The following is a 17804-nucleotide window of genomic DNA, read 5'->3' as shown; positions in this document are numbered from 1 at the left end:
GTCCTTCAGATGTCCGATAGAGAGGATTAGAACCCCGTTCTGGTCGCCACAGAGTGTCTGAGCCCTGCCGTAGGCAGTAGGGCGAGTTGCTGTGGCGAGCCAGGGCGGGTGTTGTAATCCGTCCTGACTCAACCGATCTTAAATTAAAAATGAATTACCGTGCGGATAGACTTACCCTCATGCATCAAATCAAAAGCTTCATTGATCCGTTCCAACGGCATGGTATGGGTAATAAAAGTATCCAGCTCAAACTCACCGTTTAAGTAACGTTCAACATAATCCGGCAACTCAGTGCGACCTTTTACGCCACCAAAAGCCGTACCGCGCCAAACGCGGCCGGTAACCAGCTGAAATGGCCGGGTAGAAATTTCCTGGCCGGCACCGGCTACACCAATAATGACCGACTCGCCCCAGCCTTTATGGCAGCACTCCAGCGCCGAGCGCATCACATTGACATTGCCGATACACTCAAACGAGAAATCTACACCACCATCAGTCATTTCAACGATCACGTCCTGAATGGGCTTAGCAAAGTTTTTCGGATTAACCACATCCGTTGCGCCAAGCTTTTTGGCAATGTCAAACTTACTCTCATTAATATCAATAGCAATAATCCGGCTGGCTTTTGCCATTACCGCGCCAATAATGGCAGATAAACCAATACCACCCAGGCCAAATACAGCAACCGTATCGCCCTCTTTTACCTTGGCGGTGTTCATTACCGCGCCCATACCGGTGGTAACGCCGCAGCCGAGCAGACACACTTTTTCCAGCGGCGCTGCTTTGTTAATTTTGGCCAGTGAAATTTCCGGCAGTACGGTGTACTCAGAAAAGGTAGAGGTGCCCATATAGTGATAAATCGGCTTGCCGTCTTTGGAAAAACGGCTGGTGCCATCCGGCATTAAACCTTTGCCCTGAGTAGCGCGAATTGCCTGGCACAGGTTGGTTTTACCGGATAAACAGAACTTACATTTACCGCATTCTGGTGTGTAAAGCGGAATAACATGGTCGCCCACCGCCACCGAAGTTACGCCCTCGCCCACTGCTTCGACTATGCCACCGCCTTCGTGGCCTAAAATGGCCGGGAAGATGCCCTCAGGGTCTTCACCCGATAAAGTAAACGCATCGGTGTGGCACACGCCGGTGGCAATAATCTTTACCAACACTTCGCCTTTTTGCGGTGGCATTAAATCCACTTCTTCAATCGATAATGGCTGGCCAGGGCCCCAGGCAACCGCGGCGCGTGTTTTGATCATTTGCATCAATTTATCCTTTTTGTTGTTTGCACAGGAAAAAATCTGTTACCAGCAAGTGTAACCTGATTTTTATTTTTGCCATATCAGTATGAATAGCTCTAAAATGCAAATCAGTTTTTCAAATGTGAAACAATTAACCGAACGGAAGGCTGCGGTTAGAACCCCGTTCTGGTCGCCACAGAGTGTCTGAGCCCTGCCGTAGGCATTAGGGCGAGTTGCTGTGGCGAGCCAGGGCGGGTGTTGTAACGCAAGCAGCCTGTTGACGGAGCAGAGGGCTTAGTGAAACACTGGACCGGCATCAGCGAATTTGTCGCGGTAGCAGAGCTGCAAAGCTTTACCAAAGCCGCAAAGCAATTAGGCATTTCGGTGGCCCAGGTTAGCCGCAATATTGCCGAACTTGAAGCCAGTTTGGCGATAAAACTGCTGTATCGCAGTACGCGCAGTGTCAGCTTAACCGAAGAAGGCTTACTGTACTTACAGCACTGCCGGCATTTGGTTGCCAGTTTGGAAGAAGCTAACCGTACTTTGGCGAATTTAAAAGCCACGCCACGCGGCCAGATTAAACTTACCGCGCCGGTGTTTTACGGCGAAACCCGCATAGCGCCGCTGCTGCATGATTTTATGCAACAATACCCCGACACCGAACTGGATTTACAGCTGACAAATAACAAACTGGATTTAGTTCAGGGCGGCTTTGATTTAGCCATCCGGTTAGGTACGCTGGAAAGTTCAAGCCTGATAGCGCGCAAGCTGGCAAGCCGCACCCAGTATGTGGTGGCCTCACCGGCTTATTTGGCCAGGAACGGCATACCGCAAAACCTGACAGATCTTACGCAGCTCCAGTGTTTAACCGGTACGGTAGCGCAGTGGCGCTTTATGCAGCAGGGCAAATTGGTGCAGTTTAAGCCACAGGGCCGTATTGTCTGTAACAGCGGTGTGGCGCTAATGGACGCAGCATTAAAAGGCCTCGGGCTGGTGCAGCTACCGGATTATTATGTCAGCGATAAACTGCAAAGCGGTGAGTTGGTGGCGGTACTGAACGAGCTGCGCCAGCCGGATGATGGTATCTGGGCTATTTATCCGCAAAACCGGCATTTGTCGGCCAAAGTGCGGGTATTGGTAGATTACCTCGCCGCTAAGCTTAATTAATCAGGTTTTCACAGCAAGGTGGCTTGGTACAAAATCTATGCTGTGATAGCGTTTTAGCATTAACTATAACTTTGGGATCACTATGAAATACCTGCTTTGTGCTTTTACCCTGCTGCTGGCCAGCGTTAGCTACGCCAATGACAGTTTTAAAGACGGTGAGCATTACCAAACATTGGATACTGCCGTCTCGGACACGCCAGGCGTAGTAGAGTATTTTTCTTACTACTGCCCGTTTTGCTATAACTTTGAGCCGATAGTTGCAGAGTTAAAGCAGGCGCTGCCTGAGGGGGTAACCTTGCAAAAAGTGCCGGTAGCCTTTCATGGCGGACCTTTGGCGCCGGACGTACAGCGCGCCCATGCAATGGCCGAAACATTAAAGGTAGCGGAGCAGTTTTCAACTGCGCTGTTTGCGCAAATTCATCAGCAGCGTAAACCGCCGCAAAACCGTAATGGCTTAAAGCAATTATTTAATCAGCTGGGTGTTAACGCAGAACAATTTGACGCCAACTTTAACAGCATGCCGGTAAACAGCCTGGTTACGCAATACGACCAGGCCATCCTTGATGCCGGTATCCGCTCGGTGCCCGGCTTTATCGTTAACGATAAATACCTGGTAAAAATCAGCGCCATATCATCCCAACAGCAGTTTAATGCGCTGGTTAATTACTTACTGACCTTGGAGCAAGGAGCGGCAGTAGAATGACAACACTGAAAATTGATTTGGTTTCAGATATCGCCTGCCCCTGGTGTGCTATCGGTTACGCCAGGCTGCAACAAGCGCTTAATACCCTACCGGAATTGAAAACAGAGCTGGAGTGGCATGCGTTTGAGCTGAACCCGGATAAAAACGCGCCGCAAGAGCCCATTCTGCCGGCGCTGAGCCGAAAATATGGCCGCAGCGAAGATGAAATGCGCGCAGCCCAAGCCAGTATGATGCAAATAGCAGCAGATTTAGGGCTTAATTTTACTAAGATGCAGCAGCGTTTCACCTGCAATACCTTTGATGCGCACCGGCTGGTGAAATGGGCAGCCACACAGAATAAAGCCACCGCGATGAAGCTGGCCTTGTTTGCTGCCTATTTTGGTGAGGCCAAAGATGTGTCCAATGCAGAGGTGTTAGCCAACTGCGCCGAACAGGCCGGGCTGGACAAAACCGAAGCACAACGTATTTTAGCTGGTGATGACTATGCCGATAGCGTAACTGAAGATATTGCTAACTATCAACAGGCCGGCATTTCATCGGTACCGGCATTTATTATCAATAACCGTTATCTGATCTCCGGCGCGCAGGAGCCGGCTCAGTTGGCCGCCAGCCTGCAGCAAATTGCCGCAGAAATGGCTTAAGCGGCTATTGAAGATCAGTGCCTGGCGTAAAGCGGTAATGGCCGGTAATTTTATAGGCAAATAACATATCGGCCAGCACCGGCCCGGCGCCGATATTATGCACTATCAACGGCCGTTGGCCGTCAGCTGAACGTTTATCTGTCACTATCCCTATATGTGGCAAATTACCCGGCAACAGCCAGGTAACCAGATCACCAGGCTGATAATCACTGCCTTGCCGGCTTAACGCTAACTGCTCACCATGACGGCTGAAAAAGGTTTGCAGGTTAGGTACGCGTCGATGGTCTATATTGCTGTCAGGCTTGGTTAAACCCCAAATCCGTTTTGACGGATATAAGTCAAAATCAGCACGCATATCCTCATGCACCAGTTGCTGTAAATCGATGCCCAGCGCGCGGTAACTGCGGATCACCACATCAGTGCAAACACCTATATCAGCGGGTACATCACCATTAGGATAAGCAATACGCAAATAGCGGCCATCATAACGCACCTGCTGCTCAGTGCGCTCCAGTGCCGCCGCCACCAGTTTGTTGCTAAAGGTTTCTGCCTGGCTGTGCTGTGGCAATAACCACAGCGCTAACACTAAAGTTGGTTTTACTAAACGGGGTAACACGAAAAACGGCATAAACGGCTCCTTGCAATGCCAACAAACTCTGGCATAAGGCGCGCCAACCGCGCTAAAGTTCCTTAACGCTATGATAAAGACTCCAGCAACAGCGCTATACCCTGGCCGCCACCTATGCACATGGTCACCAGGCCATAACGGCCGCCGGTGCGCTTCAGTTCAGCCAATAATTTAATGAGCAATACCGAACCTGTTGCGCCAACCGGATGGCCCAGCGCTATAGCGCCACCATTGGGGTTAGCCCTGGCCGGGTCAAAGCCCAATGTCTGACTTACCGCCAGCGCCTGCGCAGCAAAAGCCTCGTTCGACTCAATGACAGCAATATCAGCTATCGTTAAACCGGTTTGTGCCAACACCTGCTGCACCGCCGGTATCGGCCCCAAACCCATTACGCCCGGCTCCACGCCGGCAAAGGCATACGCCAAAATTCTTGCTTGTGGCATAAGGCCACGTTTATCCGCCTCAAACCGGCTGGTCAGCAGCATGGCCGCCGCGCCATCATTTAAACCTGAAGCATTACCGGCCGTGACGATGCCATCTTGCTTAAACGCCGGCTTCAATTTAGCTAAGCTCTCTGCTGTGGTATCGGCACGGATATGTTCATCACGGTCAAATACGTATTCTGTGCGACCGGCTTGCACCGTTACCGGCACTATCTGGCTGTTAAAATAACCATGCTGCTGTGCCAGTGCAGCCCGCCGCTGGCTTTGCACGGCAAAGGCATCTAAATCAGCGCGGCTAAAGCCATACTGTGCGGCGATGGTTTCAGCCGTCAGGCCCATATGACCGCTGCCGAATGGGTCGGTTAATATATCCAGCGTCAGATCGGTGATAGCGGCATGGCCCATTTTTAAACCGCGGCGCACATTCGGCAGTAAATAGGCACCATTGCTCATGCTCTCAGTGCCACCGGCCAGGGCAATTGTGCTTTGCCCCAGTTGAATTAACTGCGCGGCCGATATTACCGACTGCAGCGCTGAGCCACACAAACGGTTGACATTAAAGGCGGCAGAACTGGCTGCCATACCGCTGCTTAGCGCTATATGTCTGGCTAAATAGGCATCTTCAGCCGCAGTGGTAATAATATGGCCAAATACCGCATGGTCGACATCTGTTGCAGCCACACCAGAACGGCTGATCGCTGCTTTTGCTACGGCAGTACCCAGCTGCGCCGGGCTTAACGTAGCCAAACTGCCACCAAAGCTGCCAATAGCAGTGCGGGCGCCGGCGAGGATCACAACGTCTGATAACTGCATACTTTACTCCTGATGTGCTGACACTAAACCAGCAATGGTCTTTTCGCTTTTGGCAGGCTTTTTATAATCAACTGATACGAGTTTTCAATCTGCCGTTTTATTTCGTTATCCGGCACACTGCTATCAAGCAGCACGGTGTTCCAGTGCTGCTTGTTCATATGGTAGCCTGGTGTAATGGCAGGAAAAATATCGCGCAGCATCAAAGCTTCAGCCGGATCGCACTTTAGGTTTACCCGGGCTACGCCATCTTTCTCACTTAAAATAGCGAATATTTTGCCGACTTTGTATACGTAGATATCCGGACCAAACGGGAAGTCCTCGATGCTTTGCAGTTGCATCAGGCAGTGATCACGGCATTGTTGAAAGTCGAACATTGAATGCACTCCTTTATCTGACATGGCGGATCGGGTTGTGCTAAGCCGACCCTTGAAGGCATGGATGCCTGAGAGGAGCCTACACGGATGTATTCACGGCGAGTCGGCGTGTACAACCCGATTTGCCCCTGCACGAAATTCAGAACCCTGCATTATGCAGGGTTCTGTCAAACTAACTTATGGTTTGGTGTATTTATCCAGCCACTGGAACACTTCGTTGTACCAGCGCACACGGTTATCTTTATTTAAGATCCAGTGGTTTTCATCCGGAAAAATCACCAGCCGCGAATCTATGCCCTTGCGCTGCAGGTTAGTAAAGGCACCTAAACCCTGGGCATAAGGTACGCGGTAATCTTTTAAACCGTGAATAACCAGCATCGGCGTTTGCCATTTGTCTGCCAGCGCGGCCGGGTTAAACTTCTGATAATCCGACTCTGCCTGCCAAACCGGGCCGCCTAAATCAAATTCCGGAAACCACAGCTCTTCTGTGCTGCCATAAAACGATGGCATATCGTATAAACCGGCATGGTTTACCAGGCATTTAAAACCGGTTGGCCAGTTACCGGCAATCCAGTTCATCATATAGCCGCCATAAGAGGCGCCCAGCGCACAGGCGCGGTTGCCGTCAATCCATGGCTGGGCTTTAACGATATACTCAAAGCCCTTTTTTAAATCTTCCAGCGGCTTGCCACCCCAGTCGCGGCTGATCGAGTCGGTAAAGGCCTGACCATAGCCGGTAGAGCCATGAAAATCGACCATCACCACCGCATAGCCTTTAGCGGCATACATTTGCGCATTCCAGCGCTCGTTAAACATATTGCCAAAACTGCCCTGAGGCCCGCCGTGCACTAAAAACGCCATCGGGTATTTTTTATTGGCATCAAAATCCCACGGTTTGACTAAATAGCCGTACACCGTATCGTCATTGGCGCCTTTAAAGCTGAATTGCTCGTAGTCACCCAATTGCACCTCAGCGCGCCAGTCAGCGTTAATATCGGTCAGCTGCGTCAGGCTGCCACCGTCGGTGCTTAGCTGGAACACCTCTGGCGGCATATCCAGTTTGTGGTTGGTAAAGACAATTTTATCTGCCGCCACATTCAACGCACCGGCATAACCATCGCCGTACACTTTACGCACATCACCAAAGCTGGTGTTAATGGCATAAATGGCATATTGGCCCAGATCCTGGGTGGTAACGTAAATGGTGCGGTTATCCGGGCCGAATTTGTAATCGCTTACTGAACGGTCAAATTCCGGTGCCAGCTCTTTACGCTGCCCGGTCACCATATCCAACAACATCAGGCTGAACTTATCGGCTTCGGCCTGCGGTTTACTCATGGCTTTGTAGGCCATAAAACGGCCATCGGCAGAAAACGACGGCTGCGCATCCCAAGCCGGGTTAGCGGCAGTTAAATTTTGCTTTTCGCCGCCATTTACCGGCACCATAAAGATGTCGTAGTTGGTGTGCCAGGCCTGATCTGGCGCGGGGATCTTGGCGCTGAACACCAGCCGTGCATTATCCGGTGTAAAGGCCACCTCTTTCATGCCGGCAATATCGGTATTCCACTCGCTCATCAGGTTAACAGCATCTTTTACCGCGCCCTTATCCAGCGCTGCAATATGCAAATGGCTGCGATACGGTGTTAACCAATGGTCCCAGTGCCGCACCATCAGCTGATCATACGCCATGGCCGTATCTTTTTTTGCTGTATCGGCGGCTTTGGCATCCAGCGTACATTGCAGATTCTGGCAACCCGGTTTTACCGCCAGCGACAGCGCAATTTGTTTGCCATCAGAGGAGATTTTAAAACCCTCTACCGGCAGCGGTAAATCGGTAAGCTGCAGCGCTTCACCGCCGTATAACGGCAATTGCCATACCTGATTAGTGCCACTGCGGTTGGCAATAAAATAGATACTCTGGCCATCATTCGCCCACTGCAGCTGGCTTTCACGGCCGGCACTCTGCGTTAAACGGGTAACTTTATTCAGGTTAGATAAGTCCATCAAGTACAAATCGCTGGCGCTATCTGCCGGGCTAAAACCGCCGTTGGTTTGGCCATAAACTAAAAAGCGGCCATCGTTAGACAACACCACGTCGTGCAGCTTATTAAAGCGGTTTAAATGTTCTACCGTCAGTGGCGCTTTGGCCAAGGCCGCCCCGCTTAATAATACTGACAGCGCAACTAAAGTCTTTTTCATTATGAGTCCCCTGATTATTTTTGTTATCGCAAATCCAGTTGTTGAAAGTCTGGTTATTATTGCCTTCCCGGCGGCAAAAAAAAGGCCACAGTTATTGCTGCGGCCTTTTATCGGATCAGGCCTTAAGCGCTGACGCCATATTTTCGATATTTACTTTCCAGATGGCCGGGCCTTGCTGATGCACGTTATTGCCGTTGGAGTCTACCGCTACCGTTACCGGCATATCCTGCACCTCAAACTCGTAAATGGCTTCCATGCCCAAATCGGCAAAGGCTACCACGCGGGATTTCTTAATCGCTTTAGACACCAGGTAGGCTGCGCCGCCCACGGCCATTAAGTACACCGCTTTGTGCTGCTTAATGCTGGCCACGGTTTTATCACCGCGCTCTGACTTACCAATCATGCCCAGCAAACCGGTTTGCGACAGCATCATATCGGTAAATTTGTCCATCCGCGTAGCAGTCGTCGGGCCGGCCGGGCCTACTACTTCGTCACCCACCGCATCTACCGGGCCAACGTAGTAAATAAAGCGGTTTTTGAAATCGACGCCATCGGGCAGCGCTTCGCCTTTATTTAGCATATCGGCAATGCGTTTATGCGCCGCATCACGGCCGGTCAGCATCTTGCCGCTTAGCAGCACGGTTTCACCGGCTTTCCACTCTAATACGTCTTGTGGCGTCACGGTATCCAGGTTTACCCGGCGTACATTGGCACCCAGCTCCCAGGTTACCTGCGGCCAGTCTTCCAGTTTTGGCGGCTGAATATCGGCCGGGCCTGTGCCATCTAAATGAAAATGCACATGGCGCGTAGCAGCGCAGTTAGGGATCATCACTACCGGCAAACTGGCGGCATGGGTTGGCACGCTGTTAATTTTTACATCTACTACCGTGGTTAAACCGCCAAGGCCCTGGGCGCCAATCCCCAGTTTATTTACTTTTTCGTACAGTTCCAGCCGCAGCTTTTCATCGGCGGTTTCTGCACCTTTAGCAATTAAATCCTGAATATCTACCGGTTCCATTAAGGCTTCTTTGGCCAGTACGGCTGCTTTTTCGGCTGTACCGCCAATACCTATGCCCAGCATGCCGGGCGGACACCAGCCGGCGCCCATTTTCGGCAGGGTTTCCAGCACCCAATCCACAATGGAATCAGATGGGTTTAACATCGCCATCTTGGTTTTATTCTCCGAGCCACCGCCTTTGGCAGCAATCATCACTTCAACATGATGGCCGGCGACTAAATCGATATGCACTACAGAGGGCGTATTGTCTTTGGTATTTTTACGGCCACCGGCAGGATCTGCCACTATGGAAGCGCGCAGCGGGTTATCCGGGTTTAAGTAAGCACGACGGGTACCTTCATCCACCATTTGCTGCACCGTCATATCGGTTTTATCCCACTTTACGTCCATACCAATTTTAACAAAGCAGGTTACTATGCCGGTGTCCTGACAAATCGGCCGATGGCCTTCGGCCGACATGCGCGAGTTTATTAAAATTTGCGCTATGGCATCTTTCGCGGCCTGGTTTTGCTCTTTGTGGTAGGCCACTTCCAGTGCTTTGATAAAATCCAGCGGGTGATAATAAGAGATGTACTGCAGCGCATCTTCGATGCTGTCGATAAAGTCTTGCTGGCGAATAACCGTCATGTTTTACCTGTCCTCTGACGCCTCTGGCAGCGCCATGTTTAACTATTAGTGTCGGTGCTGGTATGATAGCGCGCATCAGAAACAGCGGCTAGCCCCATTCATGCAGCAGTACCTTATTCCGCCGGAAATTTACGGTGAAACGCCGGACAACTTACTTGCGCTGTTCAGCCACTTCGCTCAGCAGCCCTGGGCCATGCTGCTCGACTCGGCTGCGCCAGAGCACGTTAACAGCCGCTACGACATCTTAGTAACAGAGCCGCTGGCTACCTTAGAGGCCAAAGCCGGCTGCAGCATACTCACCGACGAGCACGGCAGCCATACGTACAATGAAGACCCCTTTAGCGTATTAAACTGCGCGTTAAAACGCTATTTCCCGCAGCCGGTTAGCAGCGACCTGCCCTTTATTGGCGGCGCCCTCGGGTACTTTGGCTACGATTTAGGCCGCTATGTCGAAAAACTACCGGCAACAGCAACCGCTGATATTCAACTGCCGGATATGGCAATAGGCTTTTACCCGTGGGCGCTGCTGCTCGATAAACAACTTAAGCAGTTATGGTACGTCGATTACCACGGCGAGGCCGAAGCCGGCTGGCACAAGCTGCACGCCAGGCTGCAACACAAGCTACCGGCATCTGCGCCCTTTAGCTTAAACGGTAACTGGCAAGCCAATATGGATAAGGCCGGTTATATAGCCCGGTTTAATCAGGTGCAAGAGTATTTGCTTAGCGGCGACTGCTACCAAATTAACCTGACACAGCGCTTTAGCGCCGGTTATCAAGGCGATGAGTGGCAGGCTTACCTTAAACTGCGCGATAAAAATGCTGCGCCCTTTTCTGCCTTTATCCGCCTGCCGCAAGGTGCTGTGCTGAGTATCTCACCAGAGCGCTTTTTACAGCTATACAGTAACGAGGTAGAAACGAAACCGATTAAAGGCACGCGGCCGCGCGGTATTTGTCCGCTGACGGACGAAGTGGAAGCAGATAATCTGCGCAATTCTGCCAAAGACCGCGCCGAAAACGTGATGATAGTGGATTTACTGCGTAACGATTTAGGCAAAGTGTGTGTGCCAGGCTCAGTAGCAGTGCCGCAACTGTTTGCTATTGAAAGCTTTCCGGCGGTACATCATTTAGTCAGCACGGTAACCGGCACCCTGGCACCAGAGTTCAGCGCCTGCGATTTACTGCGCGGCGCCTTCCCGGGTGGCTCTATTACCGGCGCACCCAAGGTGCGGGCAATGCAGATTATTGAGCAACTGGAGCCACAACGCCGTTCAGTGTACTGTGGCGCTATTGGCTACATTAACAGCAGCGGCGATATGGATACCAATATTGCTATCCGTACGCTGATTTGCAGCGAAGGGCAAATTCACTGCCAGGCCGGCGGCGGCATAGTAGCCGACTCTGAAGTTAACAGCGAATATCAGGAAACCTTAGATAAAGTGAACAAAATTCTGCCGGTGCTGGCAGCTAAGGAGCAATAAAAGTGCTTGCTGCAGAGTTTCGCCAGCGTTTTTTACTGCAAACGGCCGCAGCAGCCGGCGCGATACTGCACAGCGATCAACATCAGGCGGCAGTGCTAATCCCCATTATTGATTACGGCGACAAGCTGCATGTGCTGTTTACCCAGCGTGCGCTGCACTTGCGCCATCACCCTGGGCAAATCAGCTTTCCCGGCGGGCGTATTGAACCGGGCGAGCAAAGCCATACTGCGGCACTGCGTGAAGCGCACGAGGAAATCGGCTTAGCCCCGGCAGCAGTGGAGCTACTGGGCCGGCTGCCGCTGCAAAGCACCAGTACCGGCTTTACTATCCAGCCCTGGGTTGGCCTGCTGCAACCACAGCACAGCTGGCTATTGCAGGCTGATGAAGTGGCCGGCATTTTTGAAGTACCGTTAACGCATTTTTTGCAGCAGGAAAACCGCCATCAGTTCAGCTTACGCCTGCGCGGCAAGATGCAGCAGCTGCATGCTATGCCATATCAGGATAAGTTTATCTGGGGGGCCACCGCAGCCATCCTGCATCGGCTGTGTTTGCAGCTAGCCTAAGCATACCTATTAGTTTTTCTCATCTGTAATAAGCACCGACCAGTTACCAACCGACTTACAGAACTGAGCGCCTTGAGCTACAATGCCCCCATTCTGATTAGCAGCCAGCAGACATAATTATGATTATCAGCGCTTTTGATATGTTCAGTATCGGTATAGGCCCGTCCAGCTCACATACGGTAGGCCCGATGCGGGCAGCGAAAAAATTTACCGACGATTTAACCGACAACAACCTGCTCGACAGCGTCACCGCCGTTAAAGTAGAGCTGTTTGGCTCGCTGGGCCAAACCGGTATTGGCCACGGCACCGGTAAAGCGGTTATTTTAGGCCTGGCCGGCTACCTGCCGGAAACGGTTGACCCCGACGCGGTACCAGGTTTGTTAAAGCAGGTCAGTGACGAGCAGCAAATCCGGCTGGCAAAAGTGAAGCCGGTTAATTTCCCGCGTGAAGGCGCCATAGTGTTTCACCGGCGTAAAACCTTAAAAGAGCACTCCAACGGCATGGAGTTAGTTGCCTATGATAAAGACAAAAACGTTGTGCTACGCGATGTGTATTTCTCGATAGGTGGCGGCTTTATTGTTAAAGCCGAAGACTTTGCTAAGGAAAAAGAGGCGGCCAGCCAGTTTGCTGCTGATAACCCACCACCTTTTCCGTTTGAATCGGGCGCAGAGCTGTTAGCGCTGTGCAAAGAGCATGGCCTGTCGATTGCCGGCTTAATGCTGGAAAACGAAAAAGTATTACGCAGCCCGGCGCAGATTACTGACGAGTTGAACAATATCTGGCTCACCATGCGCGCCTGCATTGAGCGTGGTATTAAGACCGAAGGTATACTGCCCGGCGGGTTAAAAGTAAAACGCCGCGCCCCGGCGCTGTACAAAAAACTGATGGCGGAAAAAAGTAACGATCCGCTGCAGGTGATGGACTGGGTAAACCTGTTTGCACTGGCTGTTAACGAAGAAAACGCTGCCGGTGGCCGCGTGGTTACCGCGCCCACTAACGGTGCCGCCGGCATTATTCCGGCAGTATTAATGTACTACGACAAATTTATTCAGCCGGTAACCCCGGATATTGCGGTGCAGTATCTGTTAACCGCAGCCGCTATCGGCATTTTATATAAGAAAAATGCGTCTATTTCCGGTGCCGAGGTTGGCTGTCAGGGTGAAGTGGGTGTGGCTTGCTCTATGGCGGCTGCCGCACTAACTGAGATTCAGGGCGGTACACCGTCGCATGTGGAAAATGCCGCTGAAATTGGTATGGAGCATAACCTGGGGTTAACCTGCGATCCGGTTGGCGGTTTGGTGCAGGTACCCTGTATTGAACGTAACGCCATGGGCTCGATTAAAGCCATTAATGCCTCAAGGTTAGCACTGCGTGGTAGCGGCGATCAGAAAGTCTCGCTGGATAAAGTAATTAAAACCATGTGGGACACCGGTAAAGATATGCAAACCAAGTACAAAGAAACCTCACGTGGTGGCCTGGCAGTCAATATTATCGAATGTTGAGTAGCTTAAATTAATGAATCAGGCCCGCTTTAGCGGGCTTGATTCATTTACACTACCCCGGCTTTTTCGCCCAGGCAGCGCACCAGCCTTCACTGGCAACCAGTTTGCCCGGAAAAATAGCGCAGGGCCGCCAGGCTTCGCCATCAGCGCCCTGAATAAGCGCACAGTTAGCACAGTTTTGCCCTTCTTTAGCGGACTTATGCACATATTGCAGCGCCTTGGCTTGCGGGTTTTCCGGGTCCAGTTGTTCGTTGGCAAAAGCCTTTAAGCTAATGCCGCCCATGCTTAAGCCCACTACACCGCCGGCCGATAGTTTTAAAAAACGTCTTCTGCTGGTTGTCATAATTTTTCCTCTGATATTGTCATTGCACTTTTGCACTTAATGTTGCTGTTATTATTTTTAGCTATCGCTTACTACTACTGCGTTAAGCCGTAGCCGGTTTAGTTTGCTGTGTAACAGAAAAAACCAAAGCGCTGGCGTCACGTATCGGTTACAGCTATCAGTTTATAAGCGTAGTGCATAGGATTCTTTGATGAGTAACAACAAAACCGATAAAGGTTTAATTTGTCATCTTCGGCTGGCAGAATACCGCCAACTGCAGCTTATGAAGATAATGTATGAAACCCAGCCTGTACTTAGCCAGTTTATGCTTCGCCGCCGCTATTGGTGCCACAGAGCAACCGCTAGCCGGTAAATGGATCACCGATTTACACGGCCAAACCTTAACCGATCCGCAAAGCTCCGGCTTTACCTGGCGCCATGGCGAGCTTATTCATTTAGGTGATAACAGCGCCGCAGAGCCGCTGCGCAATAAACTGCTGCGGATAAACCCGCACACGGCAAAACTTAACGCAGAGCCGCTTAACATTACGGTGTCAAAGCAAGTATTAAACGGCTGTTTTGGTGAGCTGTTTAACAAACACCCTGATTTTGAGTCACTTACCTGGGACAGAACAGACGACACGGTGTTTATTACTGTTACCGAAGACTCATCCTTTGTACAGTTAAGCGCCGATTGTAAGGCGCGTTATGGCGAAACCAACTCTACTGATTTCCCCACCCTACTGGTAAAAATTGAAACCGACAGCACGCTAAGCCGCGCAGAGATTACCGCAGTACGGCCGGTACAGTTCCCCAAAGCCGCCGGGGTAGGTAACTTCCCCAATGACGGTATTGAAGGTTTAGCCTTTGATAACGCCGGTAATTTATACCTGGCGTTGGAGAAAAATCTTGCCAATGCACCGATGATCTTTAACACCGCATACCAAACTGATTTTTGGCAGCAAGATGGCTATGTCAAGGTACAGGACAGCGGCTTTGTACTGCCGGTGCCGGATGCGAAAAACCACCCGATTAACGGCCTGGATTATTTGCCGGCTAAAAAAGCCGGCCACCCGGGTTACTTAGTGGCCGCCGCGCGCAATGACGATCAGCTGTGGATCATTGATTTAAGCCAACAACAAGCGCCCTTCGTGCAACAAATGGCCTACTATGCCCCCACGCCGGCAGACAGCGCCTGCCCCGCCTATGAGAGAATGGTACAAACCGCCATTGAAGGCGTTGCCGTACACGGCGACACCGTGTATTTAGTTAACGATGCGTGGAAAAAACACTATCCGGATAATATTCAATGCCCGGCCAATGCCGCGCACTTTAACAAGTTTGCGCCGCTGCTGTTTAGCCTGCCGGTAGACCCACGCTGGTTTATTCAGCGCCTTAACTAAGCATTACTGCGCCACCAGGTGAAGTACTGCGCGCTATCTGCTATTATTGCCTGCTGTTTGCCGCCCTCGTAACGGCGCAGCAGGCCGGCACAACTCCTCTTAGTATTTACGGGACTACTTATGATTAACCACTTTCGCGTACTTGGCGTAAAAACCAATGCCAGCGATGACGATATTAAAAAAGCCTATAAGCGCTTAGCCAATAAGTATCACCCGGATAAGCTGCACGGCCTGACTGACGATGAAAAAGACCAGGCTGCAGCTCAGTTGCAACGGGTAAAAGCCGCTTATGAGCTATTATCAGATCCAAAGCAAAAAGCCGCTTTTATTAAAGATTTTAACAATGTCATTGTTACCGACCCCGCTGCTGCTATGCAGGAGTTGTGGGATCAGTACTACTCTTAAACCTATCAGGGTCGTCAACAGCTTATGGCAAACAAACTGAATATGGCGCGCATCCGCGCCCTGCAAACCGATGCACTGGAAAATATTGAATCCTATATGGACCCCGATACCCCCAAGGCACTGGAGCAATTTACCGCCAAGATGAAAGCCATTTTACTGGCCAGCCCGGACATGCTCGACTCCGTACCGGAATACCTGCCTATGGCGTTATACGGCCGGGTAAAATTTACCCCTGCGGCGAAATTGCAGTGGCAGCAGTGGCTAAGCAGTGCCACCGCTCCGGCCTGGGATCAGTTTAAAACCTCAGTGGCGTTTAATAACGCCGATGTTGAACTGGTAAAAGCCATTCGCGCTCACAATGAAGCACAGTTAATCGAAGCCTGTGCCGTACTGTTTTTACTGGAAGGCGGTAAAATTGTTGCCAAACGCCGTAACGGCAGCGAAACCTATAACGAAGACCCCGCCTACGACGACGCAGAGCACGACGATGCCGACAGCAATCATTATGACAGCGACGACTACGACAATGATGATGACAGCGACGAAGAAGGTTACGACGACCAGTACGACGACATTCGTTTTAACGGAGAGAAGCCTTAATGAGTACTAATTTAATTGAGATAGCCGTTGCCGAAATTAAACAGCTGGCTGTAGTAGAGCCAAAGCAAGCCAGCAAAAAATTTGAGCTGATTGCCAATACCATGAGTGATGAGCAGCTGGTAGAAGTGATTGAGCAAATAGACATTGTTACGCTGACCCAGATTAACAGCGAGCATGATATCTCCTTCCCGTCTATTATTTCCGAGCTGATGAGCCCGGAGCGCATTCGCGATATCGTTTGCCAGCAGCCGTTGTACTGGGAAGAAAAAATTAAGAATAACGCCGAAGAGCTAAAGCAGCACACCTTCGACTTTTTAACCTATTTGATCCGCACCCAAGACAGCGAAGATAAACAAGCTGCCATTTTAGAATGTGTGGCAGAAGACCCGGCCGGGCTGTTTTATTTATCGATTCCGTTTATCGAAATCTACCGCGGTGAGCAGTTTGCCGATGAAGATTTCTACGCCGATACCCTGCACGAAGAGGAAGAAGACCTGGAAGAAGCCCTCGCCTACACCGAGCGGCAACTGACGGAAGACGCCCATGGCTTGGGCTTTGACGACCCACGCAGCCTGTTGGCGCTGATCCGCCAGTTAACACCGCAGGTAGAGCAAGCCATTAAAGCGCTTATCCGCAACGAAAACTCCGGCTGGGAAGGCATTATCAGTAAATTTGCCACCGAGTTGGTGATGCAGGCAAAAGAGAAAAACCAGGCCACGGATGAATACGCCGAAGTGGACGATATGTTCAGTTTTCTCGACTAAGGAATAACTCATGCAGTTAATGCTACGTGATGGCAGTTTTGGCCCGTTTTTAACCCTTGTGCTGAATAAAGCGCAAGCCGATGACAAACTCAGCCAGGCCCAGCTACAACAGATTAAAAGCAAAGCCGTGCTGATGAGCCTGAAATTTGCCGATAAATTCTATAACAAGTACAAGATGCACCTGCTGGAGCAAGCGGCGCACGATATTATCGGCGTAGTAAGCTTGGGCCTGCTGGAGCTTAGCGACAACGACGCAGACCGTGCTTTGAGCTTGCTGCTGGCGCCGGAGGGCGTGGTAAAGCCGTTTCAAAAAGGCTGGAATATGCTCAGTAGCGTTAGTAAAAAAACCGGTAAAAACTCGCTGTACGGCGATGTGGAAGAGCAACTGCTGCAAAGTATTGCCACGCCACCCGATGCCGAAGAATGGAACGGCTGGGCGCAGTACCAACAAGCACTGAAAGATCATCGCCGCAGCCAGTCTATGCAGTTGCTGCAACAGCAGTTTTATGCCCGCACGCACTTTGACGAGTTTGAGCATTTCAGCTTAGAAGAAGTATTGGCCGAAGTGGTATTTTACCGTGCACTTACCGGCGGCGATAAAGTACGCCAGGATTTAAAAAAGCGCATCCGCAGCCTGACGTTGCAACCGCACTGGTTTAACGACACCTTTTTCCAACTGCAAACTGAAGCCACCCTGGCTGAATTACCTGCTGCCAATGCCGATGCTATCCGTAACGATTTAGGCCAGCATTTTATTCCGGCGCTGCTGCGCACCCTGGCCTTTGCTAAAGACTACCAGGCGCTGGCAGCACAGGATGCCTCACCGGAAAAACTCGATGCCTTTGAAGGCAAGCAAGGCTTAACCAATCCGCTACTCGGCTGGCCGCAATACCTGGAACTGTAAACTGTAAAGA

The 17804-nt window shown here is 51.1% G+C and carries 18 protein-coding genes; 11 read left to right on the top strand and 7 right to left on the bottom strand.

The features are described from left to right. Window positions 1-143: 143 nt before the first annotated feature. Window positions 144-1253 carry an S-(hydroxymethyl)glutathione dehydrogenase/class III alcohol dehydrogenase gene (locus ACTZWV_RS07500; RefSeq protein WP_444786277.1) on the bottom strand — a complete coding sequence of 370 codons (1110 nt, stop codon included), beginning with the start codon at window positions 1251-1253 and terminating at the stop codon, window positions 144-146. Window positions 1254-1535: 282 nt separating this feature from the next. Between ACTZWV_RS07500 and ACTZWV_RS07495 the strand changes: the two genes are divergently transcribed. From ACTZWV_RS07495 to ACTZWV_RS07485, 3 genes are all read left to right on the top strand, one after another. Beyond that, entirely contained in the window at window positions 1536-2405 is an 870-nt protein-coding gene (locus tag ACTZWV_RS07495; RefSeq protein WP_444785947.1) for a LysR substrate-binding domain-containing protein, read from the top strand. An 82-nt stretch (window positions 2406-2487) separates the two neighbouring features. Next, window positions 2488-3108: a thiol:disulfide interchange protein DsbA/DsbL gene (locus ACTZWV_RS07490; protein WP_444785946.1), complete on the top strand. Its 621-nt coding sequence runs from the start codon at window positions 2488-2490 to the stop codon at window positions 3106-3108. Then, window positions 3105-3749 carry a DsbA family oxidoreductase gene (locus ACTZWV_RS07485; RefSeq protein WP_444785945.1) on the top strand — a complete coding sequence of 215 codons (645 nt, stop codon included), beginning with the start codon at window positions 3105-3107 and terminating at the stop codon, window positions 3747-3749. Before ACTZWV_RS07490 ends, ACTZWV_RS07485 begins: the two co-directional genes overlap by 4 nt. Before the next feature lie 4 nt (window positions 3750-3753). On the opposite strand, the gene ACTZWV_RS07480 is transcribed toward ACTZWV_RS07485, so the two are convergent. From ACTZWV_RS07480 to ACTZWV_RS07460, 5 genes are all read right to left on the bottom strand, one after another. After that, on the bottom strand, window positions 3754-4377 hold the full coding sequence (locus ACTZWV_RS07480) for a DUF1287 domain-containing protein (protein WP_444785944.1): 624 nt from the start codon (window positions 4375-4377) through the stop codon (window positions 3754-3756). A 68-nt stretch (window positions 4378-4445) separates the two neighbouring features. Beyond that, window positions 4446-5633 carry a beta-ketothiolase BktB gene (gene bktB / locus ACTZWV_RS07475; RefSeq protein ID WP_444785943.1) on the bottom strand — a complete coding sequence of 396 codons (1188 nt, stop codon included), beginning with the start codon at window positions 5631-5633 and terminating at the stop codon, window positions 4446-4448. Window positions 5634-5656: 23 nt separating this feature from the next. After that, on the bottom strand, window positions 5657-6007 hold the full coding sequence (locus tag ACTZWV_RS07470; protein WP_444785942.1) for an MmcQ/YjbR family DNA-binding protein: 351 nt from the start codon (window positions 6005-6007) through the stop codon (window positions 5657-5659). A gap of 177 nt (window positions 6008-6184) precedes the next feature. Beyond that, the gene (locus tag ACTZWV_RS07465; protein ID WP_444785941.1) at window positions 6185-8206 is read right to left on the bottom strand and encodes a S9 family peptidase; all 2022 of its coding nucleotides are present in this window, start codon (window positions 8204-8206) and stop codon (window positions 6185-6187) included. 115 nt (window positions 8207-8321) lie between these two features. Continuing rightward, complete coding sequence (locus ACTZWV_RS07460; RefSeq protein ID WP_444785940.1) at window positions 8322-9851, bottom strand: fumarate hydratase; 1530 nt, start codon at window positions 9849-9851, stop codon at window positions 8322-8324. Between the two features lie 100 nt (window positions 9852-9951). Here ACTZWV_RS07460 and pabB point away from each other — a divergent pair, with 100 nt between their 5' ends. From pabB to ACTZWV_RS07445, 3 genes are all read left to right on the top strand, one after another. Further along, on the top strand, window positions 9952-11331 hold the full coding sequence (gene pabB, locus ACTZWV_RS07455) for an aminodeoxychorismate synthase component I (RefSeq protein ID WP_444785939.1): 1380 nt from the start codon (window positions 9952-9954) through the stop codon (window positions 11329-11331). Between the two features lie 2 nt (window positions 11332-11333). Next, the gene (locus ACTZWV_RS07450) at window positions 11334-11894 is read left to right on the top strand and encodes a CoA pyrophosphatase (RefSeq protein ID WP_444785938.1); all 561 of its coding nucleotides are present in this window, start codon (window positions 11334-11336) and stop codon (window positions 11892-11894) included. 119 nt (window positions 11895-12013) lie between these two features. After that, entirely contained in the window at window positions 12014-13396 is a 1383-nt protein-coding gene (locus ACTZWV_RS07445; RefSeq protein WP_444785937.1) for an L-serine ammonia-lyase, read from the top strand. Between the two features lie 52 nt (window positions 13397-13448). On the opposite strand, the gene ACTZWV_RS07440 is transcribed toward ACTZWV_RS07445, so the two are convergent. Then, complete coding sequence (locus ACTZWV_RS07440) at window positions 13449-13739, bottom strand: high-potential iron-sulfur protein (protein ID WP_444785936.1); 291 nt, start codon at window positions 13737-13739, stop codon at window positions 13449-13451. Window positions 13740-14014: 275 nt separating this feature from the next. Between ACTZWV_RS07440 and ACTZWV_RS07435 the strand changes: the two genes are divergently transcribed. The 5 genes from ACTZWV_RS07435 (at window position 14015) to atcC (ending at window position 17794) form a co-directional block, all read left to right on the top strand. Beyond that, window positions 14015-15121 carry a hypothetical protein gene (locus ACTZWV_RS07435; RefSeq protein ID WP_444785935.1) on the top strand — a complete coding sequence of 369 codons (1107 nt, stop codon included), beginning with the start codon at window positions 14015-14017 and terminating at the stop codon, window positions 15119-15121. 120 nt (window positions 15122-15241) lie between these two features. After that, window positions 15242-15526 (top strand): cold adaptation protein ActJcold adaptation protein ActJ, encoded by a 285-nt coding sequence (gene atcJ / locus ACTZWV_RS07430; protein ID WP_305551095.1) that lies wholly within the window; start codon window positions 15242-15244, stop codon window positions 15524-15526. Window positions 15527-15550: 24 nt separating this feature from the next. After that, window positions 15551-16126, top strand: a complete 576-nt coding sequence (gene atcA, locus ACTZWV_RS07425) for a cold adaptation protein AtcA (RefSeq protein ID WP_444785934.1) — start codon at window positions 15551-15553, stop codon at window positions 16124-16126. Beyond that, window positions 16126-16890, top strand: coding sequence for a cold adaptation protein AtcB (gene atcB / locus ACTZWV_RS07420; protein WP_305551099.1), 765 nt, complete (start codon window positions 16126-16128; stop codon window positions 16888-16890). The genes atcA and atcB overlap by 1 nt, the downstream gene beginning before the upstream one ends. Window positions 16891-16900: 10 nt before the next feature. Continuing rightward, a complete protein-coding gene (atcC, locus tag ACTZWV_RS07415; protein ID WP_444785933.1) occupies window positions 16901-17794 on the top strand; it encodes a cold adaptation protein AtcC in 894 nt (297 codons plus the stop codon). Window positions 17795-17804: the final 10 nt, after the last annotated feature.

The sequence above is a fragment of the Rheinheimera sp. NSM genome (genome assembly GCF_052380015.1).
Classification (GTDB): domain Bacteria; phylum Pseudomonadota; class Gammaproteobacteria; order Enterobacterales; family Alteromonadaceae; genus Alishewanella.
This window is presented reverse-complemented; position numbering and strand designations above follow the sequence as displayed.

Excerpts from the sequence above, each read along its gene's own strand:
- ACTZWV_RS07470 (WP_444785942.1), bottom strand. The coding sequence starts at position 6,007 with ATGTTCGACTTTCAACAATGCCGTGATCACTGCCTGATGCAACTGCAA.
- atcC (WP_444785933.1), top strand. The coding sequence starts at position 16,901 with ATGCAGTTAATGCTACGTGATGGCAGTTTTGGCCCGTTTTTAACCCTT.
- ACTZWV_RS07485 (WP_444785945.1), top strand. The coding sequence starts at position 3,105 with ATGACAACACTGAAAATTGATTTGGTTTCAGATATCGCCTGCCCCTGG.
- bktB (WP_444785943.1), bottom strand. The coding sequence starts at position 5,633 with ATGCAGTTATCAGACGTTGTGATCCTCGCCGGCGCCCGCACTGCTATT.
- ACTZWV_RS07480 (WP_444785944.1), bottom strand. The coding sequence starts at position 4,377 with ATGCCGTTTTTCGTGTTACCCCGTTTAGTAAAACCAACTTTAGTGTTA.
- atcB (WP_305551099.1), top strand. The coding sequence starts at position 16,126 with ATGAGTACTAATTTAATTGAGATAGCCGTTGCCGAAATTAAACAGCTG.
- pabB (WP_444785939.1), top strand. The coding sequence starts at position 9,952 with ATGCAGCAGTACCTTATTCCGCCGGAAATTTACGGTGAAACGCCGGAC.
- ACTZWV_RS07445 (WP_444785937.1), top strand. The coding sequence starts at position 12,014 with ATGATTATCAGCGCTTTTGATATGTTCAGTATCGGTATAGGCCCGTCC.
- ACTZWV_RS07435 (WP_444785935.1), top strand. The coding sequence starts at position 14,015 with ATGAAACCCAGCCTGTACTTAGCCAGTTTATGCTTCGCCGCCGCTATT.
- ACTZWV_RS07460 (WP_444785940.1), bottom strand. The coding sequence starts at position 9,851 with ATGACGGTTATTCGCCAGCAAGACTTTATCGACAGCATCGAAGATGCG.
- ACTZWV_RS07440 (WP_444785936.1), bottom strand. The coding sequence starts at position 13,739 with ATGACAACCAGCAGAAGACGTTTTTTAAAACTATCGGCCGGCGGTGTA.
- atcJ (WP_305551095.1), top strand. The coding sequence starts at position 15,242 with ATGATTAACCACTTTCGCGTACTTGGCGTAAAAACCAATGCCAGCGAT.
- ACTZWV_RS07490 (WP_444785946.1), top strand. The coding sequence starts at position 2,488 with ATGAAATACCTGCTTTGTGCTTTTACCCTGCTGCTGGCCAGCGTTAGC.
- ACTZWV_RS07465 (WP_444785941.1), bottom strand. The coding sequence starts at position 8,206 with ATGAAAAAGACTTTAGTTGCGCTGTCAGTATTATTAAGCGGGGCGGCC.
- atcA (WP_444785934.1), top strand. The coding sequence starts at position 15,551 with ATGGCAAACAAACTGAATATGGCGCGCATCCGCGCCCTGCAAACCGAT.